Origin of the sequence: Gryllotalpicola kribbensis (genome assembly GCF_039538245.1) — a bacterium.
GTDB lineage: Bacteria > Actinomycetota > Actinomycetes > Actinomycetales > Microbacteriaceae > Gryllotalpicola > Gryllotalpicola kribbensis.
On sequence record NZ_BAABBX010000015.1, the window covers coordinates 296,952 to 322,905 of the forward strand.

20 protein-coding genes are annotated in these 25,954 nt (G+C 69.7%); 6 read left to right on the forward strand and 14 right to left on the reverse strand.

The annotated features are described in order from the left end of the window. Window positions 1-25: 25 nt before the first annotated feature. Window positions 26-997 (forward strand): IS481 family transposase, encoded by a 972-nt coding sequence (locus ABD716_RS10860; RefSeq protein WP_344776710.1) that lies wholly within the window; start codon window positions 26-28, stop codon window positions 995-997. Here the strand turns inward: ABD716_RS10860 and ABD716_RS10865 are convergent. The 3 genes from ABD716_RS10865 to ABD716_RS10875 are packed head-to-tail and all read right to left on the reverse strand — an operon-like array spanning window position 994 to window position 5,011. After that, the gene (locus ABD716_RS10865; RefSeq protein ID WP_344776712.1) at window positions 994-3,132 is read right to left on the reverse strand and encodes a prolyl oligopeptidase family serine peptidase; all 2,139 of its coding nucleotides are present in this window, start codon (window positions 3,130-3,132) and stop codon (window positions 994-996) included. The genes ABD716_RS10860 and ABD716_RS10865 overlap by 4 nt on opposite strands. Window positions 3,133-3,163: 31 nt before the next feature. Further along, the gene (gene cls, locus ABD716_RS10870; RefSeq protein WP_344776714.1) at window positions 3,164-4,636 is read right to left on the reverse strand and encodes a cardiolipin synthase; all 1,473 of its coding nucleotides are present in this window, start codon (window positions 4,634-4,636) and stop codon (window positions 3,164-3,166) included. A 54-nt stretch (window positions 4,637-4,690) separates the two neighbouring features. Further along, window positions 4,691-5,011: a hypothetical protein gene (locus tag ABD716_RS10875; protein ID WP_344776716.1), complete on the reverse strand. Its 321-nt coding sequence runs from the start codon at window positions 5,009-5,011 to the stop codon at window positions 4,691-4,693. Between ABD716_RS10875 and ABD716_RS10880 the strand changes: the two genes are divergently transcribed. The 3 genes from ABD716_RS10880 to ABD716_RS10890 are packed head-to-tail and all read left to right on the forward strand — an operon-like array spanning window position 5,010 to window position 10,468. Continuing rightward, the gene (locus ABD716_RS10880; RefSeq protein WP_344776718.1) at window positions 5,010-6,494 is read left to right on the forward strand and encodes an HNH endonuclease signature motif containing protein; all 1,485 of its coding nucleotides are present in this window, start codon (window positions 5,010-5,012) and stop codon (window positions 6,492-6,494) included. The two genes, ABD716_RS10875 and ABD716_RS10880, sit on opposite strands and share 2 nt — an antisense overlap. Before the next feature lie 48 nt (window positions 6,495-6,542). Continuing rightward, entirely contained in the window at window positions 6,543-7,706 is a 1,164-nt protein-coding gene (locus ABD716_RS10885; protein WP_344776720.1) for an exonuclease SbcCD subunit D, read from the forward strand. 17 nt (window positions 7,707-7,723) lie between these two features. Further along, a complete protein-coding gene (locus ABD716_RS10890) occupies window positions 7,724-10,468 on the forward strand; it encodes an AAA family ATPase (protein WP_344776722.1) in 2,745 nt (914 codons plus the stop codon). On the opposite strand, the gene ABD716_RS10895 is transcribed toward ABD716_RS10890, so the two are convergent. The 7 genes from ABD716_RS10895 to ABD716_RS10925 all read right to left on the reverse strand — a co-directional run bounded on the left by ABD716_RS10895 (window position 10,455) and on the right by ABD716_RS10925 (window position 19,442). Beyond that, window positions 10,455-11,327 (reverse strand): LacI family DNA-binding transcriptional regulator, encoded by an 873-nt coding sequence (locus ABD716_RS10895; protein ID WP_344776724.1) that lies wholly within the window; start codon window positions 11,325-11,327, stop codon window positions 10,455-10,457. The genes ABD716_RS10890 and ABD716_RS10895 overlap by 14 nt on opposite strands. A gap of 16 nt (window positions 11,328-11,343) precedes the next feature. Continuing rightward, window positions 11,344-13,890, reverse strand: coding sequence for a glycoside hydrolase family 2 protein (locus ABD716_RS10900; RefSeq protein ID WP_344776726.1), 2,547 nt, complete (start codon window positions 13,888-13,890; stop codon window positions 11,344-11,346). Window positions 13,891-13,921: 31 nt separating this feature from the next. Further along, window positions 13,922-14,740: an ABC transporter ATP-binding protein gene (locus tag ABD716_RS10905; RefSeq protein WP_344776728.1), complete on the reverse strand. Its 819-nt coding sequence runs from the start codon at window positions 14,738-14,740 to the stop codon at window positions 13,922-13,924. Further along, window positions 14,737-15,687 carry an ABC transporter ATP-binding protein gene (locus tag ABD716_RS10910; RefSeq protein ID WP_344776730.1) on the reverse strand — a complete coding sequence of 317 codons (951 nt, stop codon included), beginning with the start codon at window positions 15,685-15,687 and terminating at the stop codon, window positions 14,737-14,739. The genes ABD716_RS10905 and ABD716_RS10910 overlap by 4 nt, the downstream gene beginning before the upstream one ends. Continuing rightward, complete coding sequence (locus ABD716_RS10915; RefSeq protein ID WP_344776732.1) at window positions 15,684-16,661, reverse strand: ABC transporter permease; 978 nt, start codon at window positions 16,659-16,661, stop codon at window positions 15,684-15,686. Before ABD716_RS10915 ends, ABD716_RS10910 begins: the two co-directional genes overlap by 4 nt. 18 nt (window positions 16,662-16,679) lie before the next feature. Then, window positions 16,680-17,669, reverse strand: coding sequence for an ABC transporter permease (locus ABD716_RS10920; RefSeq protein ID WP_344776734.1), 990 nt, complete (start codon window positions 17,667-17,669; stop codon window positions 16,680-16,682). A gap of 72 nt (window positions 17,670-17,741) precedes the next feature. Further along, complete coding sequence (locus ABD716_RS10925; protein WP_344776736.1) at window positions 17,742-19,442, reverse strand: ABC transporter substrate-binding protein; 1,701 nt, start codon at window positions 19,440-19,442, stop codon at window positions 17,742-17,744. Between the two features lie 186 nt (window positions 19,443-19,628). Here ABD716_RS10925 and ABD716_RS10930 point away from each other — a divergent pair, with 186 nt between their 5' ends. Beyond that, complete coding sequence (locus ABD716_RS10930; RefSeq protein ID WP_344776738.1) at window positions 19,629-20,837, forward strand: ROK family transcriptional regulator; 1,209 nt, start codon at window positions 19,629-19,631, stop codon at window positions 20,835-20,837. A gap of 100 nt (window positions 20,838-20,937) precedes the next feature. Here ABD716_RS10930 and ABD716_RS10935 read toward each other — a convergent pair whose 3' ends face one another. Continuing rightward, complete coding sequence (locus tag ABD716_RS10935) at window positions 20,938-21,756, reverse strand: SDR family oxidoreductase (protein WP_344776740.1); 819 nt, start codon at window positions 21,754-21,756, stop codon at window positions 20,938-20,940. Between the two features lie 116 nt (window positions 21,757-21,872). Between ABD716_RS10935 and ABD716_RS10940 the strand changes: the two genes are divergently transcribed. After that, the gene (locus tag ABD716_RS10940) at window positions 21,873-22,691 is read left to right on the forward strand and encodes a cytochrome c oxidase assembly protein (protein ID WP_344777255.1); all 819 of its coding nucleotides are present in this window, start codon (window positions 21,873-21,875) and stop codon (window positions 22,689-22,691) included. Window positions 22,692-22,811: 120 nt separating this feature from the next. Here the strand turns inward: ABD716_RS10940 and lysS are convergent, their stop codons facing one another. The 3 genes from lysS to ABD716_RS10955 are packed head-to-tail and all read right to left on the reverse strand — an operon-like array spanning window position 22,812 to window position 25,947. Beyond that, window positions 22,812-24,335, reverse strand: a complete 1,524-nt coding sequence (gene lysS / locus ABD716_RS10945) for a lysine--tRNA ligase (RefSeq protein ID WP_344776742.1) — start codon at window positions 24,333-24,335, stop codon at window positions 22,812-22,814. 11 nt (window positions 24,336-24,346) lie between these two features. Next, on the reverse strand, window positions 24,347-25,210 hold the full coding sequence (gene panC, locus ABD716_RS10950; protein WP_344776744.1) for a pantoate--beta-alanine ligase: 864 nt from the start codon (window positions 25,208-25,210) through the stop codon (window positions 24,347-24,349). Then, a complete protein-coding gene (locus ABD716_RS10955; protein ID WP_344776746.1) occupies window positions 25,207-25,947 on the reverse strand; it encodes a Rossmann-like and DUF2520 domain-containing protein in 741 nt (246 codons plus the stop codon). The genes panC and ABD716_RS10955 overlap by 4 nt, the downstream gene beginning before the upstream one ends. Window positions 25,948-25,954: the final 7 nt, after the last annotated feature.

The window sequence follows — 25,954 nt, forward strand, 5'->3', positions numbered from 1 at the left end:
CGGCTCGAACCCACGGAGGTCTCTCGTGTCTCACGCTAATGCCCGGCTGACTCCGGCCGGCCGCCTGATCATGGTCCAGCGCATTCAGTCCGGCCGCCCGGCCGCGCATGTGGCTGCGGAGATGGGCATCTCGCGCCAGACCGCCTCGCGGTGGTGGCGCCGCTTCCAGCAGCAGGGGCTGTTGGGCTTGCAGGACCGTTCCAGCGTCGCGCACAGCCGCCCGCACCGCACCGGCCCGTGTCAGGAGACGCGGGTGCGGATCATGCGTGAGCTGACCCGTCGGGGTCCGGTGTTCATCGGCCGCAAGCTCGGCATGCACGCCTCGACCATCGGCCGGGTCCTGAACCGGCACGGCACCGCGCTGCTGCGCGAACTGGACCCGGTCACGGGCAAGCCGATCCGCGCGCGGCGCTCGTCGGCCAGGCGCTATGAGCACGAGCGGCCGGGGTCGCTGATCCACATCGACGTGAAGAAGCTCGGTCGCATCCCTCACGGCGGCGGCTGGCGGGCACACGGCCGCAGCGAGAAGGTGCGCGGCCGCGGCATCGGCTACGACTACATCCACGCCGCGATCGACGACCACTCCCGTGTGGCCTACGCCGAGATCCACCCCGACGAGCGGGGCGAGACCTGCGCCGGATTCGCCCGCCGCGCGATCGCCTTCTACGCGAAGCTGGGCGTGAGGGTTCAGCGGGTGATCACCGACAACGCCTTCGCGTACCGGCACTCCAACGCATTCAAGAGCGCGCTGGCAGACAACGGCATCACCCAGAAGTTCATCAAGCCGCACTGCCCGTGGACAAACGGCAAAGTCGAGCGCCTCAACCGCACCCTGGCCACCGAATGGGCCTACAGCCGCCCCTTCGCCTCCAACGAGGACCGCGCCGCAGCCTTGCCCGCCTGGCTGGACTACTACAACCTAGACAGAGCCCACCTCGGCATCGGAGGAAAAACACCCATCGACCGCGTCAACAACGGTCGAGGTCAGTACAGCTAGCGCGGGATCCGCAGCCCCGTGAAGTGTGCCGCGAAGGCCAACACGTCGGCCGCCTCGGCAGCGACCATCGCGAGCGGCTTGCCCGCGCCGTGGCCGGCCTGCGTCTCGATGCGCGTCACGATCGGGGCATCCGTGATCGCCGCCTGCTGCGCCGCCTGCAGAGTGGCGGTGAACTTGTGGCTGTGCGCCGGCACCACGCGATCATCGTGGTCGCCCGTCAGCACGAGCGTCGGCGGGTAGGCGACCGGGCGCACGTTGTGCAGCGGCGAATAGGCGAGCTCGACCTCGAAGTCGTGCGGGTCTTCAGGGTCGCCGTAGTCGCTCGTCCACGCGGCACCGGCCGTGAACTTGTGGAAGCGCAGGATGTCGAGCACGCCGACCCCGGGGATCGCGGCGGCCGCCAGATCGGGCCGCTGCGTCATGACCGCGCCGATCAGCAGCCCGCCGTTGCTGCGGCCGTGGATCGCGAGCTGCTCGTGCGTCGTCACCCCCGTCTCGACGAGGTGGTCGCCGACGGCGATGAAGTCGTCGAAGACGTTCTGCTTGCGGTCCTTCTTCCCCGCCTCGGCCCACGCCTTCCCGAACTCGCCACCGCCGCGCAGGTTCGCGGCGACGAGCACGCCACCGGCCGCCAGCCAGCCGGCGAACAGGGCGCGGTAGTCCGCCTCGATCGGGATGTCGAAGCCGCCGTACCCCCACAGGAGAGTCGGGCTCGGGGCATCCGGGGCGTTCTCGGGCGTGATCAGGAAGTACGGCACCTGCGTGCCGTCCGCGCTGGTGGCTCGCGCACGCTCGATGCGCACGTCGGGGAACGCGAGCTGCTCGCCGCTCGCGGGTGCGGGCACGAGCGCATCGAGCGGCTGGAGCGCGCCCGCCCCTGCGCTGCCGCGGTAGGCGCGGGTCGGTGCGGTCGGGGTCGAGAGGCCGACGAACCACTCGTCGGAATCCTGGTCGCTCCACCAGCCGACGATGGAGCCGCCCGGCAGCTCGACCCGACCGAGCTCGGCGCCGTCGAGCGCATAGCGCGTCAGCACGGGCTGCACGTCGACGAGTCGCCCGACGATGAGCTCGCCCCCGGCGGCCGCGGCGAATTGCAGGGCGTCGGATGCCTCGGGCACGACCTCCTCGAGGGCGAGTGCTCCCGTCCGCTCGAACTCGGCGAGGTCGAATGCGACGACGCGGCCGTTGTCGGCGCCGTTGTCGGTCTGGATCACGACGCGGTCGCCATCGTTGCGTACGTAGAAGTACTGCGCGTCGGGCTCGTCGAAGACGCGCAGCGGCTCGCCGACGACGCTGCGCCCGTCGGCGCCGGCCGTGATGCGAGCGAACCACAGGCGGTTCTCGCGGTCGGTTCCGCTGCCGAGCGCGATGACGGCGAGCCTCTGGTCGCTGCTCACCTGCGCCCAGACGAAGGCCTGCTTGTACTCGGCACGGATGTCGACGACGGTGAGGTCGTCGTGCTCGGGCGTGCCCAGGCGGTGCAGCTTGAGCAGGCCGGTCTTCACGTGACCCGCCTGATCGCCTGTCGCGCGCCCCTCGTGCGGCACCGCTTCATAGAGGAAGGACGCACCGTCGGGCAGCCAGGTCGCTGCGCCGAACTTGGTCTGGATCGGCGCCTCGACGCGCTCACCCGTTCCGAGGTCGACGGTCGTGATGTCGACCCAGTCGCTGCCACCCTCGCTGACGTTGTAGCTCAGGTGGCGACCATCGTGGCTGACGGTGAAACCGCGCAGGCTCGTGGTGCCGTCTTCCGACCACTCGTTCGGGTCGAGCACCACTCGGCCGCCGGCGAGCAGCTCGTCAAGGGTCTCGGCCACGAACACCTGGTCCTGGTTCCGCGAGCCGTCGTTGCGGGTCACGAAGTAGTGGCCGCCGTGCTTGCTCGGCGTGCCGGCCCGAGGGCGCGAAACGACGCGCGTCATCAGCTCGGCGAAATATGCCCGCTCGGGAATGTTCGCGAACACGCGCTCCGTGAAGGCGTTCTGCCGGGTCACCCAGTCGCGCGTCTCGGGAGAGTCGGGGTCTTCGAGCCACCGGTAGGGGTCGGCGATCTCGTGCCCGTGCAGGCTCTCGACGGTGTCGCTGCGGCGCGACGCCGGGTATTCCTCAGGAGTGTTGCTCGAGGCATCCGTCATGCCTTCAACCTAGCCGCGCGCTGTTGCGGCCTTATTGCAGCGCGCTCGTGAGCCGGGCGAGATTGTCGGCGATGGTGGAGCGGATGGGCTGCTTCGCCCATTCCTCGCGGGTGAGCTGGCGGCTGTTCTCACGGTAGCTCTGCTCGATCTCGCGCAGCTCGCTGACGAAGTGCCTGCCGCGCACCATGAGCGAGATCTCGCTGTTGAGCTGGAACGAGCGGATGTCCATGTTGCTGGACCCCACGACGGCGACTTCGTCGTCGATCGTGAAGTGCTTGGCGTGCAGGATCGTGGGTGCGCGATACATCCAGATCACGACACCGGCCTCGAGGAGCTGCTCGTAGTACGAGCGCTGTGCGTGATACACGAGCCACTGGTCGGCTACCTCTGACACGAAGAGCTCGACCCGCACACCGCGCTGCAGGGCGGTGAGCAGGGCGTTGAGCATCGACTCGTCTGGCACGAAATAGGGGCTCGTGATGATGATCTGCTCCTGCGCGTAATAGAGCAGCGCGAGGAAGAGGCGCAGGTTGTTCTCGTGGGGGAACCCCGGGCCGCTCGGCACGAGCTGGCAGTCGATCTGCTCGCGCGGCGGCGCGATGAAGGTCGGCTCGACGAGGCGGGCCTCGCGGGCGAGCAGCTCGTCGGTCTCGACGTACCAGTCGGTGATGAAGATGGCGTTGAGGCCCGAGACGATGGGGCCGTCGAGGCGTGCGACGAGCTCCTTCCACTGCAGGCCGCGGCGGCGGTTGCTCGCCTTGTCGTAGCCCGGGTCGATGATGTTCTGCGAGCCCATGAAGCCCACCTGGCCGTCGATGACGACGAGCTTGCGGTGGTTGCGCAGATCGGGGCGCTGGTAGCGGCCCCTGAAGATCTGGATCGGCAGCATGAGCTGCCAGCGCGCGCCCATCGCGTTCAGCCGCTTGATCGTCGAGCGATAGCCGCGCGTGCGCAGGCTGGCGATGTGGTCGAGCAGCACGCGCACCGTGACGCCGCGCTGAACGGCCCGCTCGAGGGCGTCGAAGAAGGGCGCCGTCGTCGGGTCGAGGGTGAGGATGTAGAACTCGACGTGCACATAGCGCTCGGCGGCGTCGATCGCTGCGATCATCTCGTCGAAGCTGCGCTGGTAGTCGGTGATGAGCGTCGCGGAGTTCCCGCCGACGAGGGGCATCGCACCGAGGCTTCTGTTGAGGTGCACCACCTGCTCGAGCCAGCCCGGCCAGGGGTGGTCGCGGCGCACGCGCTCCATGCCCTCGGTCTGGTCGAGGATGAACTGGTTGATCTGCTGCTGCTTCGCGCGGCGGTGCTTCGGCAGCTTGTACGAGCCGATCAGCAGGAAGACCAGAAGGCCGATATACGGCAGGAAGTTGATCGCCAGCAGCCAGGCCGTCGCGCTCGTGGGGCGGCGATTGCGCGGCACGACGATGATCGCGACGACGCGGAAGATGAAGTCGACGACGAGACCGAAGATGATGATCGCCGAGGTCCAAAATCCTGCGTTCATCAGGCTCCTCGGGCTAGATCATCGCTAGCTCGCTAGGCGGCGCGCTAGTTCTCGCTAGTTCTTCGAGGGCAAGCCTCTCTTGGCGCGCTCCTCAGCCTCAATCTTGGCGTACACCTTGCGCTCTGTGCGGTCGGCGCGCACGATCGCGGCCATCACCCACCAGAACACGAGCCCGACCAGCACTGTGGGTGCCAGCGCCCAGACGATTCCTTGCCACGCGTTCATGTTGAGAGTCACTTTATCTGCGCCTTCGTGTGGGGCGGCTGTGACGGTCTTGCGCTGGTCTTCCCCTGCACAGGGGCGCATTGCGCGGGTTGTACACATATTTGAATGTTCGGCGTTGAATGTCGGGGGCAGGTCGTAGCGTGATGTCATGACCCCGATCGCAGAACGTGTGCACGAGCTGGCCGCCGCGGCCGACTCCGCACTGCCGTGCGCGAGCGAGGTGGCGCGATTGTCGGGTCCCGACGAGCTGGCGCTTCTGGGTGAACTGTCGGCACTGCGGCGCCGGGTCGATGCGTCCATTGCACTCGTGGCCTCCGACATCGAACGGAAATCGGCCCACGAGCTGGGCGCCGACTCCCTCGCGCGCAAGGCCGGGGTCCGCTCGGGCGCCGAGCTCGTGCAGAAGGCCACCGGGTCCTCCCTCGGCGATGCGAAGAAAGCGGTGCGTGTCGGGGTGATGCTCGAGACCGCCGAGGCCGTCGCGCCCGTCGCCGCTTCCGACATCGGCTCCGAGCCGCGCTCGATCGACGTGCTCTCCGCACTCGGCGGCGACTGGTCGGCGCCCATCGCGGTGGCCACCAGGAACGGGTGGCTGAGCGCTGAGATCGGCGACCGGATCCTCGGCGGCCTCGGCAAGCCCCGCGACGACGCTTCCACCCCCGCCTACCGGGCCGCGGTGCTGCGACTGATCGCCGACTGCTGGGAGGGCGAGCTCACCCCCGAAGACGCCGCACGAACGGCGAAGGCCCTACGCGCCGTGCTCGACCGGGACTGGGCGCAGCAGAACGCGACCCGCCTGTACGAGCGGCGGTCCCTGAAGCGGTCGGTGCGCGGCGACGGCATGGTGAAGTACGACCTCCTGGTCGACCCGCTCACCGACGCCCAGATCTGGACGCCGATCTTCCGCCACCTCTCCCCGCGCCTGGGCGGCCCGAGGTTCATGACCGACGAGGAACGCGCCCGCGCCGAAGAACTCCAGCAGGACGCCCGCAGCAACGAACAACTCCTGGCCGACGCTTTCACCGCGTTCCTCATCGCCGGGGTCACCGCCTCAGGCGTCTTCGGGAAATACACCCCCACGGTCACCATCGCCGTCACCACCGGCGACCTGAAGAACGCGATCACCGCCGACCGTGCCCGCCAGACCTCGGCCCCACCCGGTGACGGGCCACCTCCGGCCGGCATCGCGTGGCTGGACGGGAAACCCGAACCCCTCACCGGGGCACAACTCATCACCGCGCTGTGCGACGGGAGCATCGCCGGCGTGCTGCTTGATGAAACAGGCCAGGCCCTCGACGCCACCAAGGCCGAACGAACCTTCTCCACCCGGCAAAGACGCGCCATGGCGATCCGCGACGGCGGGTGCCTCATGCCCGGCTGCCCCCTGCCGCCCGACGCAACCGAAGCGCATCACGTCAATCCGTGGGGCGAGAGCCCCCAGAACCACACGACCGAGACGAAAGACGGCATCAGCCTCTGCCGATTCCACCACCTCAACCTGCACAACATGGGCGGCCGCATCGAACGACGCGTGTCCACCTACTGGCTCCACTGGCCCGGAAAGGAGCCGACCCGGCTCGTGCCCAAACATGCACTCATCGCGCAACTGCGCACCGAAGGAGAACTCACATGATCACCGGCCCTGGCGAGCGTGTCAGAGGCGACGGATAGCGTGAGCATCATGCGAGTCCTGCACACCTCCGACTGGCACGTCGGGCGCACGTTCCACGGGCATTCGACCCTCGACGCGCTCGGCACGGTGCTCGACGCGCTCGTCGACGTCGTCCGCGAACGCGAGGTTGATGTGGTCGCGGTGGCGGGCGATGTGTTCGACTCGGCGACACCGTCGGCCGACGCGTTCCGCGTGCTCGGGGCGGCTCTGCGCGGCATCCGCTCGGCCGGCGCCGAGCTCGTCATCACGAGCGGCAATCACGACTCGCCCGCTCGGCTCGGCTTCCAGTCCGAGTTCGCGGCCTTCGGCGGCGTGCACATCATCACGCAGCCGGCTGCGCATGCGACCCCCGTGACGATCGCCGGGCGCGACGGGGTGTCGGTCGACTTCTACGGCATTCCCTATCTCGAGCCCGCCCTGATCAGGCACCTGTGGCCCGACGAGACGCTGCGCACTCAGGCCGATGCTCTCCGGTTCGCGATGGGGAACGTGCGAGCTGCGGCGCAGGAATCCGATCACCGCTCGGTCGTGCTGTCGCACTGCTTCGCAGCGGGCGGGGCAGCAGAGTCGAGCGACGCCGAACGCGATCTCAGCGCGGGCGGTCTCGATGTCGTTCCGCTGTCAGCGTTCGACGGGGTCGACTACGCGGCGCTCGGGCACATCCACGGCCGCGCGACGCTGGCCGATCATGTGCGCTACTCGGGCGCTCCGCTGCACTACTCCTTCAGCGAGGCGGGGAAGCCGCGCGGGGCATGGCTGGTCGAGCTTTCCGCGAGCGGGTCCGCGGTCGTCGAGTGGGTCGGTCTGCCCGTCCCCCGCGCGCTCGCGGTGCTGACCGGCACGCTCGACGAGTTGCTGGCAGACCCTGCGCTCGAGCGTCACGAAGACGAGTGGGTCAGTGCCGTGCTCACCGACAACACGCGCCCGCTCGACGCCATGCGCAAGCTGCAGCGGCGATTCCCGCACTGCGCGAATCTGGTGCACCGGCCCGCGAACGTCGCCGTCGACGAGGCCGCCGGCTACCGCGAGCGCGTCCGCAAGGACGTGCCCGACGCCGAGCTGATCGGCTCGTTCCTGAGTTTTGTGCGCAACGGCGAAGGGCCGAGTGCCGCCGAGGCCGAGCTCATCGCCGAGCTCGTCGATGAGCGCACGCGTGCGGGGGCGGCCCGATGAGGATCCATCGCGTCACTATGGCGGGGTTTGGGCCCTATCTTGCTCCGCAGACGGTCGATTTCGACGCATTCGCCGATGACGGCATCTTCCTGATCGGCGGCAAAACCGGCGCGGGGAAGTCCACCATTCTCGATGCGATCTGCTTCGCGCTCTACGGCAGTGTTCCGCGCTACGAGGGGCAGGCCACAGTCGCGACGAAGCTGCGCAGCGATCATTGCGCCCCCGATGACGTCAGCTACGTCGAGCTCGAGTTCAGCGCGGGCGGCGAGCGGTACCGACTGCGGCGCTCGCCCGAGTACGAACGCCCCAAGTCGCGCGGCGACGGCTTCACCACCCAGAAGGCCGAGGCGCAGCTCTTCCGGCGCGACGGCGACGACTGGGTCGGGCTCGAGGCGCAGCTGCGCACCGTGGGGGTGAAGGTCGCCGAGATCGTGCAACTCTCGCAGGACCAGTTCCTGCAGGTGATCCTGCTCGCGCAGAACCGCTTCCAAGAGTTCCTGCTCGCCAAGAGCGAGGAACGCCAGTCGCTCTTGCGCACCCTGTTCGGAACGCGGCGCTTCGACGATTACGACGAAGCGCTGCAAGCCCGCCGGAAGGCGCTCGAGGCCGAGGTCGGCGGCGCCCGCACCGAGATCGCGCATCTCGCGCGACAGCTCGAGGGGGTGCTGCCCGTCGAGGGGGTGCTGCCCGACGAGGCTGTCGAGACCGACATCCCGGCCGAGCCCGGTGAGGTCGTCGAGTGGATGGGCACGCGCGTCGATACCCACCGAGATCGGGTTGCGGCGGCCGACGACGTGGCGAAGCAGGCGGATGCCGCCTGGCGCGCCGCCCAGTCGGAGCACGATCGCCTTGCCGAGCTGCGCAGGCTACAGCAGCGACGGGAAGAGGCCGAGGCGCGGCGACGCGAGCTGCTCGAGAGCGCCGCAGAGCTCGACGCGCGGGCCAGCCGCGCGCTGGCCGACGCGAAGGGGCATCTCGGCGAGCTCCCCGCCCTGACCGAGGGCACCGACACCGAGCAGTTCCTGCACGCGGCCGGTGCCGGTCTCGCTGAGCTGAGCGGGTCGCTCGCAGCCGCTATCGAGGCCGAGAAGAAGACGCCCAATCTCGAGCGCGCCATCACCGCCGCGGAGGCGAGGTGCGAAGAGGCCGATGCCGCGGTCGAGGCAGCGAAGGGGCACGCCGCCGAGTGGAAGGCGCAGCTCGACGCCCTCACGCCCGAGATCGAGGCCGCTGCCGAGGCCGCTGCCGACCAGGGCGCCGCCCAGCAGCTCGCGGACTCGATCGCCCCCGTGCTCGACGCGCTCGCGGCGGCCGAGGCCGTGAAGCAGGACGTCACGCGAGCCGAGCGTCGCGAGCTCGAGAGCGGCCAGGCGCGCACCGCGGCCTCGAGCGCGCTCGACACCCTGCGCGCCCGCCGACTCGACGGCCATGCCGCCGAGCTGGCCGAGTCGCTCGCCGACGGCGACCCGTGCCCGGTGTGCGGGTCGACGCACCACCCGGCGAAGGCGAGCTGGAGCGGGGAGGCCGTGACGGAAGCGGACATCGCATCCGCAGAGACCGCGCTGGCGATCGCCGAGGCGGAAGCCGCGCAGCGCTCGCGCGAGGCCGGGGACGCCCGCGCCAAGCTGGCCGAGTTGCAGGGTGCTGCCGCGGGCCACACGACCGAGTCGGCTCAGCGGACGAAAGCGGAGGCGGTCACCCGGCTCGAGAAGGCCAAGACGGCGGCGGCGCACGCCGCTCAGCTGCGCGGTCGGCGCGACGCGGTGGCGAAGAAGCTCGAGGGCCACGACGCCGAGCTCGACAGGCTGCGCGCCGCATGCGACGCCGCCAATACGCAGCGAGCCACAGCCCGGGCCGCGCTGGCCGAGGCGAGGCGGACCATCGAGTCGGCGCTGAGCGGCTACCCGACCGTCGCCGCGCGCGCCGCGGCTGTCGGCGTCAGCGCGCGCGAGGTGCGCGAGGCGCTGCACCAGCGGCAGCGGCACGCGACCGAGATGGCCGCCGTCGAGGCGGCGCTGGGCGACGAGGCGGTCCGCAACGCGCCGCGCGAGGCGGTCGAGCTGGACGCTGCGAGGGAGGCGTTGGGGCAGGCATCCCTCGCCCGCGACGGGGCACTCAGAACGCACACGACGCTCGCCGCCCATCTCGCGACCGCGAGCGGGCTCTTGGCCGATGCGCGGGCGGCGCACGAGAAGTCCGCGGCGCTGACCGAGCGCTTCGAGGTCGTCCAGCGGCTCGCGAACACCGTGCACGGGCAGGCCCCGAACACCAAGGCCATGCGCCTCGAGAGCTTCGTGCTCGCGGCTGAGCTCGAAGAGATCGTGCAGGCCGCGAACGCGCGGCTCGCGCAGATGTCGGGCGGGCGGTATCTGCTCGAGCACTCCGACGAGCGAGCGGCGCGCGGGGCGCAGTCCGGGCTGGGGCTGGCGATCCTCGATCAGCACACGGGGGTGGCGCGCCCGACGCAGTCGCTGTCAGGCGGCGAGACGTTCCTCGCGAGCCTCGCGCTCGCGCTCGGGCTCGCCGAGGTCGTCACGGGCCGGGCCGGCGGCATCACCCTGGACACGCTGTTCATCGACGAGGGCTTCGGCTCGCTCGACTCCGAGACCCTCGAGATCGCGATGGGAACGCTCGACTCGCTGCGCGCCGGCGGCCGCACGATCGGGCTGATCAGCCATGTCGAGGCGATGAAAGAGCAGATCCCGGCGAAGCTGCAGGTCGACGTCGCCGATGGGGGCTGGAGCGTGATCACGCAGCCGTGACCGGCGGTACGAGGGCCGCCGGCGCCGTCGAGCCGCGGGCCACGAACACCGGCGCCTCGGCGATCACGTCGGTCGGTGACTCCCCGTCGAGCACCTCGAGCAGCATCCGGCCGGCGAGCATGCCCCGCGTGTGGACATCGTGGCTCATCGCCGAGATCGGCGGGGTCGTCAGTCGGCAGAACTGCGAGTCGTCCCACGCCAGGATCGACAGCGCGTTCGGCACAACAACGCCGAGCCCCTGCGCGGCCTCAAGGCCTGCGATCGCCATCACATCGTTGTCGTAGATGATCGCGGTCGGCGGCGCGGGTGCTGCGAGCAGTCGCCGTGTGGCATCCGCCCCGCTCTCGCCCGAGTAGTCGCCCACTTCGAGGGACGCGGCGACGCCCAGCGACGCCGCCGCGTCGAGATAGCCGCGCGTGCGGTCCTGCGTGTGCATGAACGCCGTCGGGCCTGTGACACGGGCGATGCGGCTGTGCCCGAGTGACGCGAGCCGGCTGACCGCGTCGACCATCGGCGCATAGCCGTCATTGCGCACGGCGACGAGCCCGCTGCCCGGCTCCGGTTCGCCGAGGATGATGCCCGGCAGGCCGAGCGACACGATGAGCGCGGGCCGCGGGTCTGCGGGCACCAAGTCGACGAGTACGACCGCCCCCACCGCACCGTTGGCCGCCCACCGCCGGTAGCTCTCGAGCTCGCGCGGCATACCGTCGACGACCTGCATCAGCACCTGCAGCCCGCGGGTCGCGAGGACCTCTTCGAGCCCGCCGATCAGCTCGCCGTAGAACGGCTCGGCCGCCAGCTGCCGCGGCGACCGGCGCAGCACGATACCGACCGCCCGCGCGGTAGAGCTGTTCGTCATCATGTCGATCGTGCGGCTAGTTCTCCCCGCGCGCAAGCAACCCGTTCGCGGTGCGCAGCACGAGCGGCGTCGTGAACGCTGCGGGGTCGACGTTCGCGCTCGAGGCGATCTCGAAGCGCGCCGACTCGCCCGCGAGCAAGGTGACCAGACCGCGGTCGACGCGGGCCGCCGCGTCGACGCGGTCGACCTGCAGGAACACATCGCGCACGTACGAGCGCGCGGCCACGGTCACCGCGTACCCGCCCTCGGTGCGCTCTGCCCGCACGTCCAGAGCTTCAGCGTCGGCGGCGAGCGCTTGGCCGACCACCTCCGCGGCATTCCAGATCGCGGGCGCGAAGCCGGATGCCTCGTCTGCGGTGCGCGCGACGATGATCTCCGCAGCCGGGTCGCCGACCGCCGCGACGCCGGCGGACAGCTCGTAGCTCGCCGTCCCCCGCGCCGGAACGCTGATCGTGACCCGCTCGGCCGCGAGCTCGGCGCCGGCGAAGTCCTGACGCGCGACGAGGAACTCGCCGGACCAGCTGTCGCCTGTGTCGTTCACGAGCACCAGCGCGAGCACGTCCTTCGCCGGCGCGTAACCCTCGAAGGCATCGGCCAGAGCCTGCGCCGACGAGCGCGGCTGGATCGTGGCGAAGCGCGGGGCATACACATCGCGCAGCGCATACCAGAGCGGCTTGCGGTGCTCGTCGAAGTCGACGGCCGCCCAGGACACCACCGGCCAGTTGTCATTCAGCTGCCACAGGACCGTGCCCGTGTTGTGCGGGGTGAGCGACCGGAAGTGCGCGACGCCGAACGCGATCGCGTGAGCCTGGTTGAGCTGCGTGGTCCAGTGCCAGTCGTCGATGGATGCCGGCTCGGGCAGGTGCCCCCGCGCTCCGCGGTCGAGCTTCTCGTTCCCCCGCTCGGCCTTCTGGTGCACCAGCATCTCGTGGCCGAACGGGTCGAGCGGCTCGTCGTGCACGACCCGCGCCAGGGTCGACCATGCAGGCGGCCCCTGGAAGCCGAACTCCGACACGAAGCGGGGCGTGTAGTCGCGATACACCGAGTAGTCGCGGCGGTTCCAGACATCCCAGATGTGCATGGTGCCGTGGCGCTCGTCGTTGGGGTGCAGGTACTCGCCGAAGCTGTAGGGCGACGCAGGCGAGTAGAACCGCGTCGGGTCGAGCTCGGCGAGCAGCCGCGGGAACAGCTCGCGGTAGTAGCCCTCGCCCCAGGTGCGTTCGCCGAGCGCCGCCGCCCACCCCCAGTCGACGTAGCCCCAGATGTTCTCGTTGTTGCCGTTCCAGATGATGAGCGAGGGATGCCCGGAGAGGCGGGTGATCTGCTCGCGCGCCTCGGCCTCGACCTCGGCGGCGAGGTGCTCCTCTTCCGCATAGGCGGCGCAGGCGAACAGGAAGTCCTGCCAGACGAGAAGGCCGAGCTCGTCGGCCCGGTCGTAGAACGCGTCGGACTCGTAGATGCCGCCGCCCCAGATGCGGATCAGGTTGATGTTGGCGTCGACCGCATCCGCGAGTCGGCGCGCATACCGGTCGGCGTCGACCTCGGTGAGGAAGGCGTGGTCGGGAATCCAGTTCACGCCACGCACCAGCACGAGCTCGTCGTTGACGTAGACCTCGAACGGGCGGCCAGCGTCGTCGGGCGCGGTGTTCACGCGGACATTCCGGAACCCGACGCGGCCCACCCACTGCGCCTCGCCCGCCGAGACCGTCACGTCGTAGAGGGGCTGCTCCCCGTGGCCGATCGGCCACCACCGCTGCACGTCGGGCACCCGCGCCTCGACGACCGCGCCCGCAGCATCCCTCGTCACGTACTCGACCGCCGTCGCACCGTGACCCGCGCCTGCGACCTTCACCGTGACGGCGAGCCCGGAATCGTCGCGCGAGCCGCGCCCGTCCCACTCGAGCGCGACATGCGCCGTCAGCACACCCGCGCCCGAGTCGTCGACCGCGACGAGCGGGCGCACCGCGTCGATGCGCACGCCCGACCACGAGTCAATGCCGATCGGCTGCCAGATGCCGACGCCGGCGACGTCGATGCCCCAGTCCCAGCCGAAATGCGAGGCGGTCTTGCGCAGCTGGTTGAACTCGTGATGGTTCACCCGCGGCAGCGCGCCGAACCTCTCGGCACGGGTGCTCGCCTCGGGCACGGGCGCGGCGAAGTCGATCACGAGCTCGTTCGCGCCCTCGCGCAGCAGCTCGGCGACCGGCCAGCGGTAGGAGCGGTGCTGGTTCTCCGTGCGCGCGACGACCTCGCCGTTGAGGCGCACGGTCGCGACCGTGTCGAGCCCGTAGGCCACCAGGTCATGCCGCGTCGACCCGTCGTCGTGCCACTCGAAGCTCGTCGAGTAGCGCCACGAGGTGTCGCCGATCCACTGCTGCGCCGCCTCGCTGTCGCCGTCGAACGGGTCGGCGATGAGACCCGCGCGCAGCAGGTCGGTGTGGATCACGCCGGGCACCGCGGCGGGCAGCGAGCCGGCCGGGAATCCGGCGGGCAGCGGCCCGTCGAGTGGCGCTGCGACCCAGTCTGCGGCGATCGGCGTGAAGGTTGCGGGTGTATACGTCATGGTCGGCTTTCGTCGTGGTGCCGGCTCGGGCTCAGGCGCCCGCGCCCGAGATCTGCTTGAGGCGCAGCTCGGGGTTGGGGGCCGCGGCTGCGAGCCTCTTCGTGTATTCGTGCTGAGGGGCGAGGATCACGTCGTCCGACGGCCCGCGCTCGACGATCTCGCCCTTGTACATCACGAGGATCTCGTCGCTGAAATGCCGGGCGGTCGCCAGGTCGTGAGTGATGTAGAGCACGCCCAGATTGTCCTCGCGCTGCAGTTGCGCCAAGAGGTTCAGCACCCCGAGGCGGATCGACACGTCGAGCATCGAGACCGGCTCGTCGGCGATCAGCATGGTCGGCTGGGGCGCGAGGGCGCGCGCGATGGCGACACGCTGTCGCTGGCCGCCGGAAAGCTCGTGCGGGTGCTTCGCCGCGACCTCGTCGGCCGGGGTGAGCCGCACCCGCTCGAGCAGCCGGCGCACCTGCGCGTCGATCTCCGCCTTGGTCTTCGCCCGGCCGTGGATCTTGAGCGGCCGCGCGAGGTGGTGCGCGATCGAGTGATACGGGTTGAGCGACGCGAACGGGTCCTGGAAGACCATCTGCACGTGGTTGCGGTAGTCCCGCAGGCCCGCGCCGTGCCGCTTGATCGGATGCCCGTCCAGCAGGATCTCGCCCGAGGTCGGCGCCTCGAGCTGCAGCAGCAGCTTCGCGATCGTCGACTTCCCCGAGCCCGACTGCCCCACGAGCGCGACGGTCTTGCCCGACTCGATCGTGAAGCTCACGTCGTTCACGGCGAGAAGCTTGCTTGAGCGGCCGCGCTCACCGCGAATCCGATACTCCTTGGTGACATTCCGGAACTCGAGCGTGCTCATGCGGGGGCTCCTTCGTTCGCCGCGTCCTCGTCGGCGTCGGCTTGCTTCGTCTCTTCGAGCCGGTCGTCGGCGACACCCGTGCGGATGAAGTCGCCGCGCTCACCGGTGAGTGAGGGGAAGGACGCGAGCAGCCGTTTGGTGTAGTCGTTTCGGGGGTTGGTGTAGAGCTCGTATGCGTCGTTCAGCTCGACGATCTCGCCCGCCTTCATGACGGCGATGCGGTCGCTGATCTCGAGCAGCAGCGGCAGGTCGTGGGTGATGAAGATGACCGCGAAGCCCAGCTCGGCGCGCAGCCGGGTGATCTCGTCGAGGATCTCGCGCTGCACGACGACGTCCAGTGCGGTCGTCGGCTCGTCCATGATCATCACCTGCGGGTCGAGCGCCATCGCCATGGCGATCATGACGCGCTGCCGCATGCCGCCCGACAGCTCGTGCGGGAACGACTTGAGGCGCGAGCGGTCGACGCCCACGCGCTCGAGCAGGTCCCCGCACTTCTGCACCCGCTCGGCCCGGGACAGCTCCGGGCGGTGCGTGGTGAACACGTCCTCGAGCTGCGCCTGGATCGAGATCACCGGGTTCAGCGAGTTCATCGCCCCCTGGAAGACCATCGAGATCTTGTCCCAGCGGAACTGCCGCAGCTCATCGCCCGACAGCGTCGACAGGTCGGCGGACCAGCCCTCTCGCGAGTGGAAGGTCGCGCTGCCGCTTGTGATGAGGGCAGGGGGCTTGAGCAGTCGCGTGATGCCGTAGGCCAGCGTGGACTTGCCGCAGCCGGATTCCCCGGCGAGGCCCAGGATCTCGCCCCGGCCGAGCGTCAGGCTGACGTTCTTGACCGCGTGAGTCGTGACCTGGCCCGCATAGTCGACGCTGAAGTCGTCGATCGTGATGACGGGGTCAGCGAGGTGCCGCGGAGTCGTGGCCTCCGCCTCCGGCGTAGCCGTGCTCATTTCAGGTTCTCCGCTTCCAGCTGCTTGATCTGCGCGGGGCTGAGTCCCCACTTCTTGCGCTGCGAACGCGTCGAGTTGCGCAGCTTGGGGTTGATGATCTCGTCGATCGAGAAGTTGATCAGCGACAGTGCGCAGCCGAACAGGGCGATCACGAGCCCCGGCGGGATGAACCACCACCAGGCGCCCTGCGTCAGGGCGAGCGCCTGATTCGCCTGGAACAGGATCGTGCCGAGCGTGAAGGTGCCGCTTGCGCCGAGGCCGAGGAACGACAGGCCCGCCTCGCCGAGGATCGCGAAGATGATCGCGAACACGAACTGGCTCGCCATCACGGGGATCAGGTTCGGCAGGATCTCGACGACGAGGATGCGCCAGGTCCGCTCGCCCGACACGCGCGACGCCGAGACGTAGTCCCGGTTGCGCAGCGAGAGCGTCACGGCGCGCAGCACGCGGGCCGAGCCCGCCCAGCTCGTGATCGCGAGCACGACGGCGACGAGGAAGAGGCCGCGGCTGTTCTGCGGCACGTAGTTGCCGATGACGATCACGAGCGGGAGGCCGGGGATGACCAGCACGACGTTCGTGAACAGCGCGAAGCCCTCGTCGACGGCACCGCCGATGTACGCGCCGAGGACACCGAACAGCGCCGAGAGCACGGTGGCCATGACGCCCACGGAGAAGCCAATGATGAGAGAGCCGCGGGTGCCCCAGGCGATCTGAGACCACACGTCCTGACCGGTCTGGGTGGTGCCGAGCAGGTGGCCGCGCGTTCCGGGGTGAGCGAACGCCAGGGTGCTGATCGCGTCAGGGTCGCCGACCACGAGTGGGCCGACGATCGCCCAGAGCACGATGACGGCTCCGATCACGAGGCCCACGATCAGCTTGGGTGACATGGTCGGCAGCAGCGCGGCGAGGCTGCTCCGCTTGGCCGAGGGGGCGACCGCGGGCTCGAGGTCGTCGAGGGCGACAGTGGATGCCATGAGTGACGGTCCTTCCGGTCAGCGGGCGCGGGTGCGCGGGTCGATGAGGCCGTACAGCACGTCGACCACGAGGTTCGCGGCGAGCACCGACAGTGAGATGACGAGGAACACGCCCTGCATCAGGGCGTAGTCGTTGTTGGAGACGGCGCTGAAGAGCAGCTGCCCGATGCCCGGGTAGCTGAACACCTGCTCGGTGACGATCGAGCCGGCGACGACGAAGCCGAGCGAGATCGCGAAGCCGGAGAGTGAGGGCAGCACCGCGTTCCGCGCCGCGTAGGTCATGCGCACACGGCTCGGCTTGAGGCCCTTCGCCTCGGCCGTGACGATGTAGTCCTCAGACAGCGTGGAGACCATCATGTTGCGCATGCCGAGCATCCACCCGCCGATCGACGAGAGCACGATCGTGAGGGCCGGCAGGAAGCCGTAGTAGAGCGCGCTGCCGACGAATTGGAGGCTGAACCCGGGCATCAGGCCCGAGTTGACGTCGTAGCCGCCCGCGAACGGGAACCACTGCACCACTCGGCTGAGCAACAGGAGCAGGATGAGCGCGAGCCAGAAGTACGGCACGGCCTGGAACATCGTCGTCACCGGGATCAGGTTGTCGAGCCACGAGCCGCGCTTCCAGCCGGCGAAGGTGCCGAGCCCGATACCGATGATGAAGGAGATGACGGTCGCGAGGCCGACGAGCGCGATCGTCCACGGGAGCGCCTGGCCGATGACGGTGCTCACCTTCTCGGGGTAGGCGACGAGAGAGACCCCGAGGTCGCCGTGGGCGAGATTGGCGAGATAGGCGCCGTACTGCTGCCACCACGGGCCGCTGCCGCCGCCGAGCGCGACCTCGATCGCGTGGCGCGTCTGCGGCGTCACGGTCTGGCCGGCCGCGCCCATCTTGGAGATGATGACGTCGACCGGATTCCCCGGCATCAGTCGAGGAATGACGAAGTTGATCGTGATGGCCGCCCAGATCGCGACGACGTAGAACCCCACTTTTTGCAGGTAGAACCGCATGCTTCTCTGCCTTTCGGTGCCGGGGTGGGACGGCCTGCGACGACCGCCCCACCCCGCGTTCCCGATCTCGGGTTACTTGCCGACCGGCCGGATCGTCTTCAGGACGATGCCGACGCCCCAGTTGCCGCCCCACGGAAGCGGGAAGGCGTACTGGTTGTCCTGGCTCGGCCAACCCGTGGCGTGCGAGTTGTTGTACTCGGCGAGCGCCGAGTTGACGTAGACGGGCACGTACGGCATGTCCTTGACGATCGCGTCCTGGATCGTCTTGTACGCCGCCTGCTCCTTGCCCTCGTCGTTGGTGCTCGCGAGCGACGAGATCGCGGCGTCGACCGCGGGGTTCGAGTAGCGCGAGACGTTGGTGGTCGCGGAGCCGCCGACCTTCGCCGTCGCCGCGGTGCTCAGGTACTGGTTGTACTGGAAGTACGGGTTCGACGACGGCCCCATGTTGATCGAGTTGACCGACAGCTGGTACTTGCCGGAGACCTCGGCCTGAGTCCAGGCGTTCTGCGCCACCTGGTTCACGGCGAGCTTGATGCCGGCCTTCTTGAACTGGCCCTGCAGCAGCGTGCAGATCGTGTCGTAGTCGGTCCAGCCGGACACCACGTTGACGCTGAGGTCGAGCTCCTTGCCGTCCTTCTCGTAGTAGCCCTTCGAGCCGAGGGTCCAGCCGGCGGCCTCGAGCAGGCTCTTCGCCTTTGCGACGTCAGCCGACTGCGGCGTCTTCAGGTAGTCGGGGCTCGTGATCTGGTCCTTGTTGACCGTGTTGAGGATCAGCGAGGGCGACGCCGGCGCGCTGAAACCGGCCGCGGCCTGGTTGCTCAGCTGGGTCCGGTCCATCGCGTAGTACAGCGCCTGGCGCACGGCCGGGTCGGTCTGGGGACCGGTGCAGCCGAGGTCGGGGTTCGAGCACGTGAAGAGCGCGGTCGTCGCCTGCGGGCTGTTCGAGTACGACAGGTTCTTGTGCTGGCTCATGATGCTCTTCAGCGTCGGCAGGAACGAGCCCATGTAGTCGACCTGGCCCTGCTGCAGGGCCGAGGTCGCGGCATCCGCGTTCGACAGGGAGATGTAGCGCACCTGGCTCACCTTGGGCGCGCTGTCGCCCGTGCCCCAGTAGTTCGGGTTCTTCACGAGCAGGAAGCTCTGCGGCGTGAAGCTCTTGAGCATGTACGGCCCGGTGCCCACGGGGTTCGTGTTGGTCGTCTTGGTCGGGTCCGAGATGTTCTTCCAGATGCGCTCGGGGACGATCGGCTCGTTGCCGAGGATCTGCGGCTCGAGCGTGAAGGCCGTCTTGGGGAAGTCGATGACGACGGTGCTGTCGTCGGTCTTCTTGGCGACCCACTTCTGGCCGGAGGTGTTGAGGGCCGGATTGTTCGATACGAGGTTCAGCGTGTAGACGACGTCATCGGCCGTCTCGGGCTTCCCGTCGGACCACTTGACGCCCTGGCGCACCTTCACGGTGAGCTCGGTGCCGTCGTCGTTCCACGTGAACGACGTGCCGAGCAGCGGCACCGGATTCCCCGCCTTCGCCTTGTTGTAGTAGAAGAGCGGCTCGTAGATGACGCCGTTGGTGGGCTGCAGGCCGGAGCCCGTGGGGCTCAGCGGGTTGAAGTTCTCGGTGAAGTTGCCGACCTGGCCCGAGAACACCGTGACGGTGCTGCCGGCGCCGGACGTGGACGTGCTGCTGCTCGAGCCGGAGCAGCCCGAGAGCGCAAGAGCGGCGGATGCCGCGAGCGCGGCGGCGCCGAGAAGGAGCCGCTTCCTGGTGGTTGTCATCGTTGACCCTTCAGTGGAGATGGAGGCAGGTGGTGCTTCCAGCACTCGCCGCGAGGATCAGCGTCGACCTCGCCGTCGCGGTGCGTTCCCACTTTTTTAGATGACTTTATAAAGCGCGTCAAGTTACTAGGATCGGAGTGCGCGTCACAATGAGGTAACGCACCGAATTGCTGGAGAGGAGACCGCATGGCTCGCGGCCGCGTCTCCCTGTCGACGGGAACCAGCAAGGGGCTCGTCCTCGACCTGATCCGCACGCTCGGCCCGATCAGCCGCACCGACCTCGCCGCCGAGACCGGGCTGACCGCAGCGACGATGTCGACCGTCGTGCGCCAGCTGCTCGATGAGGGCCTCATCCACGAAGCGGGTCTCGGTCGCCCCAATGGCGGTCGGCCGGTCGTGTTGCTCGAGGTCGACACGTCGGCGCGCTACGCCGTCGGGGTGCAGCTCGGCGGGGAATCCATCACCTACGTCGTCGTGAACCTGCGCGGGGCGGTGGTCGGCCGCCTGCGCGCCCCCGGCGTCGGCGCCAGCGAGCCGGGCGCGATGATCACGGCGCTCGTCGAGCAGATCCACCTCATCCTGCTCGGGCTCGGCATCGACGAGCAGCTCGTCGTCGGCATCGGCGTCGTCGCACCTGGGCCCGTCGACGTCGCACGCGGAATGGTCTTCGGACCCGCGCACATGGAGGCGTGGCAGAACGTGCCACTGCGCGACCTCATCGCCGAGGCCACCGGGCTGCCCGTCGTGTTCGACAACGACGCGACCGCCGCGGCGCTCGGCGACTTCTGGGGGGGAGCGACCGAGGGCGCACGGGCGCACGCGACCGTCTACATGGGGCTCGGCCTCGGCGCCGGCGTACTCATCGACGGCACCGTGTTCCGGGGCGCGAGCTCGAACACCGCCGAGCTCGGGCACATCACAGTCGGCGCGGATGCGTCGGGCCGCCGCCTCATCGCCGAAGACGTCGCCGATCCGACCGCGGTCGTGCGCGCGGCGCGGGAGCACCCCGATGAGGTCGCCCGCCTCGCGCTCTCCGGCGACGACTTCGCCCAGTTCACCGCCCTCGCGAAGGCCTCGACGAGGGGCGACGAGTTCGCGACCGGCCTGCTCGAGGCATCCGCGCGTCATCTCGCCACCGCCGTGACGTCGCTCGCGAACCTGTTCGACCTCGACTCGATCACGCTCGCGGGGCCCGCGTTCGCGATCGCCGGATCGATCTACCTGCGCGTGATCGACTCTCAGGTCAACGCGGAGTTCTTCGCGCGCTCGCGGCACGGCATCCGGGTGCGCCTGTCGCCGCAGATGCAGGATGCCGCGGCTGTCGGCGCCGCGACGCTGGTGCTGCAATCCGAGCTCGCGCCCCGCACGATGGGCCTCGCCGGGCCCTCCGACTAGGCCCGACCGCGCAGACCTCGCAGGCCGGCACGCAGCTCGCCGACGAGGATCTCAGGCTGCTCGAGGGCGGCGAAGTTCCCGAGGCGCGCGCGACCCAGCTCTAAAGCCCCAGCCGGAATCCCCCGTCGCTCGACATCACCTCGCCGACCACCCAGCGGCCCTCCGGCCCGACGAGCCACGCGATCAGCCGAGCGACGTCGTCGGGTGCCCCGAAGCGCTTCAGCGGCATCGCCGCCCGCAGCTCGCCGAGCACCTCGGGGCGGTCGGTGGTCTCGGGGTCGAGGTACCCCGTGTTGGTCGGCCCCGGGTTCACCGTGTTGAGCAGCACGCCGCGCCCGAGCAGCTCTGCCGCCGCCGTCTGCGTCGCGCCGGCGAGCGCCGCCTTCGAGGCGGCATACGCCATCTCGGCACGCATCGGCCCGAACAGCTGGCCGCTCGTGAACCAGATCACGCGAGCCGTGTTCTCCTCCGTGCCGTCCCACGCGAACAGCTCGGCGAAGCGCTTCGTGAGCAGGAACGACGCGCGCGCGTTCACCGCCCAGTGCGCGTCGAGCTGCTCCGCCGTCGCCTTGAGCAGGGAGCCGTCGTCGCCCGACCGCGCGTGATTGCAGACGAGGATGTCGAGCCGGCCGGTCACGGCGGCGGCCTGCTCGATGAGCGGTGCCGCCGCTGAGGCATCCGCGAGATCTGCATGGAAGTCCGCCACGTGCGCACCGTCGATGAGCGCCGATCGGATGCCTGCCCGCACCGCCTCGACATCCGCACCGCCCCACGGCTGCTCCGCGTCGTGCGGGGCGTAGTGATGCACCATGACACTCGCCCCCGCCTGCGCGAGCCGCAGCGCGACGGCATAGCCGATGCCTTTGGGCCGCGAGACCCCGGTGACAAGCGCCGTGCGCCCAGCGAGCGGATAGTTCATGGGTCCATGCTGGTACTCGGCTAGAGAGGAACACCACCACGCCGCCGATTCCCGTCTTCCTGACCACGTTCTCGTTCGACCCCGTCGCCGCTCTCGCGATCGCGATCGGCGCGGCGCTGTACACGTGGGGGCTCGTCGTGCTCGCGCACCGCCGCGAGCGCTGGCCCGCGTGGCGCGCCTGGTGCTTCTACCTGCTCGGGCTCGGATCGTACGCGTGGATCCAGTTCGGGTTCCTCGGCACCTGGTCGCACGACCTGCGCTGGGCGTTCACGACGCGCATCGCCCTGCTGATCTTCCTCGTGCCGATGATGGTCGCGCTCGGCATGCCGATCACGCTGATGCGGCGCACCTTTCGGCCCGGTGCCCGCGCCGCCCTCGAGGCGGCGCTGCGCTCATGGCCCGTTCGGCTCATGGGCAACGCGATCTTCGCGCCGCTCGTGCCGCTCGTCGGCTTCCTGTTCTTCCTGACGCCGCTCGCCGGGCCGCTGCGTCTCGACCCGGGGTGGGCGGCCGCGATCACCCTACTCGTGCCGTTCATCGGGCTGCTCATCACGCTGCCGATCACCGAGGACACCGAGCACCGCTCGAGCACCTTCATCATCTACGAGTTCCTGCTGGCGATCGTCGAGCTGCTGCTCGACTCGATCCCCGGCATCCTGCTGCGCCTCAACGGCAACGTGCTCGACGGGGTCGCGGCCGCGACGCACACGGTCGCAGGCGCCGCGCTGCCGCACTGGTTCCCGAACCCGCTGCACGACCAGCATCTCTCGGGCGACTTCCTGTGGTTCCTCGCCGAGGTGGCCGACCTGCCGGTGATCATCGCGCTGTTCACGCGCTGGTCGCGGGTCGACCGCCGCGACGCGAAGCAGGTCGACGAGCTCTCTGATGAGGAGTACGAGGCTGCGGTGCGCGCGCACCTCGGGCAGCGCGGCTAGCCGTTCGCCCCCTCGGAGCGCACCTCGCCGAGCGCGAGTAGTTCCCGTTCCGGACAGCCGCGCCCGCGGCACCGGGCGCGCACGTCCGGAACGGGAACTAGTTGCCGCGGGGCGGCCGCCCTACTTCACCAGCGGGAACAGGATCGTCTCTCGGATGCCGAGACCGGTCAGCGCCATCAGCAGGCGGTCGACCCCCATGCCCATGCCGCCCGACGGCGGCATCCCGAACTCGAGCGCACGCAGGAAGTCCTCGTCGACCCGCATCGCCTCGTCGTCGCCCGCCGCGGCCAGCGCCGCCTGCGCGACGAAGCGCTCGCGCTGGATCACGGGGTCGACGAGCTCGGAATAGCCGGTCGCGAGCTCGAAACCGCGCACGTACAGGTCCCACTTCTCGACGACGCCGGGAATCGAGCGGTGCTGGCGGGTCAGTGGCGAGGTGTCGAGGGGGAAGTCCATCACGAACGTCGGGCGGGTGAGGCCGCCCTTCACGAAGTGCTCCCACAGCTCTTCGATGTACTTGCCGTGGATCGGGTGAGCGATCGAGAGCCCTTCGCGCGCTGCAAGAGCCTCGAGCTCGGCCAGAGGCGTCTCGGGGGTGAACGCCGTGCCCGCCGCCTCGTTCAGCGAGTCGTACATCGAGATGCGGTCCCACTCGCCGCCGAGGTCGAACTCGGTGCCGTCGGCCCAGGTCACCACGTGCGAGCCGTTGGTGGCCAGCGCGGCGTCCTGAATGAGCTGCTGGGTGAGGTCGGCGATCGAGTTGTAGTCGCCGTATGCCTGGTAGGCCTCGATCATCTCGAACTCGGGCGAGTGCGTGGAGTCCGCGCCCTCATTGCGGAAGTTGCGCGCGATCTCGTAGACGCGATCGATGCCGCCAACGACCGCGCGCTTGAGGTAGAGCTCGGGCGCGATCGAGAGGTAGAGATCGGTGTCGAACGCGTTCGAGTGCGTGACGAAGGGGCGAGCGGATGCCCCGCCGTGCATGGTCTGCAGCTTCGGGGTGCTGACTTCCAGGAATCCGTTCTTCGCGAACGTGGCGCGCACCGACGCAGTCGCCTTCGCACGCGTCACGACGGTGCGGCGCGCCTGCTCGCGCTGGATCAGGTCGAGGTAGCGCGAGCGCACGCGCGTCTCCTCAGACAGCTCCTTGTACATGTTCGGCAGCGGCAGGATCGCCTTCGCCGCGATCTGCCACTCGTCGACCATGATCGACAGCTCGCCGCGGCGCGACGAGATGACCTCGCCGTGCACGAACACGTGGTCGCCGAGGTCGACGAGCTCCTTCCAGCGCTGCAGGCTCTCTTCGCCGACCGACGCGAGCGACACCATCGCCTGCAGACGCGAGCCGTCGCCCGACTGCAGCACCGCGAAGCACAGCTTGCCGGTGTTGCGCTGATTCACGACGCGGCCCGCGAGGCCGACGACCTGACCGGAGGTCTCGTCGGCGGCGAGCGAGCCCCACTGCGCGCGCACCTCGGGAATGGTCGTCGTGACGGGCAGGCTCACCGGGTACGCGCCGCCGCCAAGGTCGGGGCTCTCGGCCTGCAGCCGCTCGCGCTTGGCCAGGCGCACGGCCTTCTGCTCGTTGATCTCCTCGGGCGTCGGCTCGGGGGTCTCGTCGATCGGCTGGTCGCGGTCGGCCATGGCGGTTCCTGTCAGAAGTGGAGGGGTGCGTTGTCGATCAGGCGCGTGGCGCCCACGCGAGCGGCGACCAGAATGAGACCGTCGCCCGTCGCGTCGTCCTCCAGCGGCAAGAACGTCGCCGGATCGACGATGACCAGGTAGTCAAGCCTAACGTCCGGCTGCTGGTCGAAACGTGCGAGGCCGGCCGCGCGGGCTGCCGCGACGCTCTCGCCGCGATCGGATGCCTCGCGGGCGGCACGCAGCGCAGCGGAGAGCGTGAGCGCCAGCACTCGCTCGCTCTCCGACAGGTAGCGGTTCCGGCTCGAGAGGGCGAGACCGTCGAGCTCGCGCACGATCGGCACCGCCTCGATGCGCACCGGCAGGTTCAGGTCGGCGACCATCTGCTTCACGAGGAACGCCTGCTGGGCGTCCTTCTGCCCGAACAGCGCGACGTCGGGCTGCGCGATGTTCAGCAGCTTGCTGACCACGGTCAGCATGCCGTCGAAGTGCCCGGGGCGCGAAGCGCCCTCGTAGCGCTCGGCGACGGGGCCGGCGTGCACGGTCGTCTGCGAGGCGCCGCCCGGGTACATCTCGGCGACCGTCGGCGCGAACACCGCATCGGCGCTGCCGGCGAGCGCCGCGAGGTCCGCATCGAGGGTGCGGGGGTAGCGCTCGAAGTCCTCGCTCGGCCCGAACTGCAGCGGGTTGACGAAGATCGAGACGATCACGACGTCGGCGAGCTCGCGGCCGCGCGCGACGAGCGCCAGGTGCCCGTCGTGCAGGGCGCCCATGGTCGGCACGAGCGCGATGCGCTTCCCGGCCGCGCGGGCGGAGCGCACCAGCTCGCGAGTCGCCGCGATCGTCTCGAGCACGGTCGGCGTCTCGGTGGTGGTCATTCGTTCCCTTCGATCTCGGAGAGGTCCAGCGGCGGCGCCATCCCCGCCTTCCGCAGCGCTTCGTCGACCGTCGAGCGCACCAGCGAACTGAGGTATGCACCGGGCTGCTCGAAGCCGAGCTCGGCCAGCATCCCGGTCGCCTGCTCGACGATGCGCCTGCTGAAGCTCGCGGCCGTCGCGATCGCCTCGCCGTATGCCGCGCGGTCTTCTTCTGCGACGAGCACCGGCTCGCCGCCCATCTCGACGACGAGAGCCTGCCCGATCGGCTGCACGGGCGCCGGCGCCGTCACGGCGAAGTACGTCTCGGCCATCCGCGCCAGGTCGAGGCGCGTGCCGGTGAAGGCCATCGCCGGGTGGATCGCGAGCGGAATCGCCCCCGAGGCGAGCGCGGGGCGCAGCACCCCGACGCCGAGCCCCGGTGCCGTGTGCACGACGAGCTGGCCGGGCTGCCAGGCGCCGACGGCGGCAAGGCCCTCGACGAGGCCGGGCAGCTGGTCGTCCGGCACCGCGAGCAGCACGAGCTCGCTGCGCTCGAGCAGCTCGGGCGTCTCGAGCAGGGGCACCCCCGGCAGCATGTCCTGCGCGCGCTCGCGGCTGGCCGCGCTGACGGCGTTCACGCCGACGATCGCGTGCCCCGCACCGGCGAGCGCGGCCCCGAGCACCGGGCCGACGCGGCCCGCGCCGACGATGCCGACGCCGAGCCTTCCTGAGCGGCTCTGGCTGCCGGATGCCTGCACGTGCTTC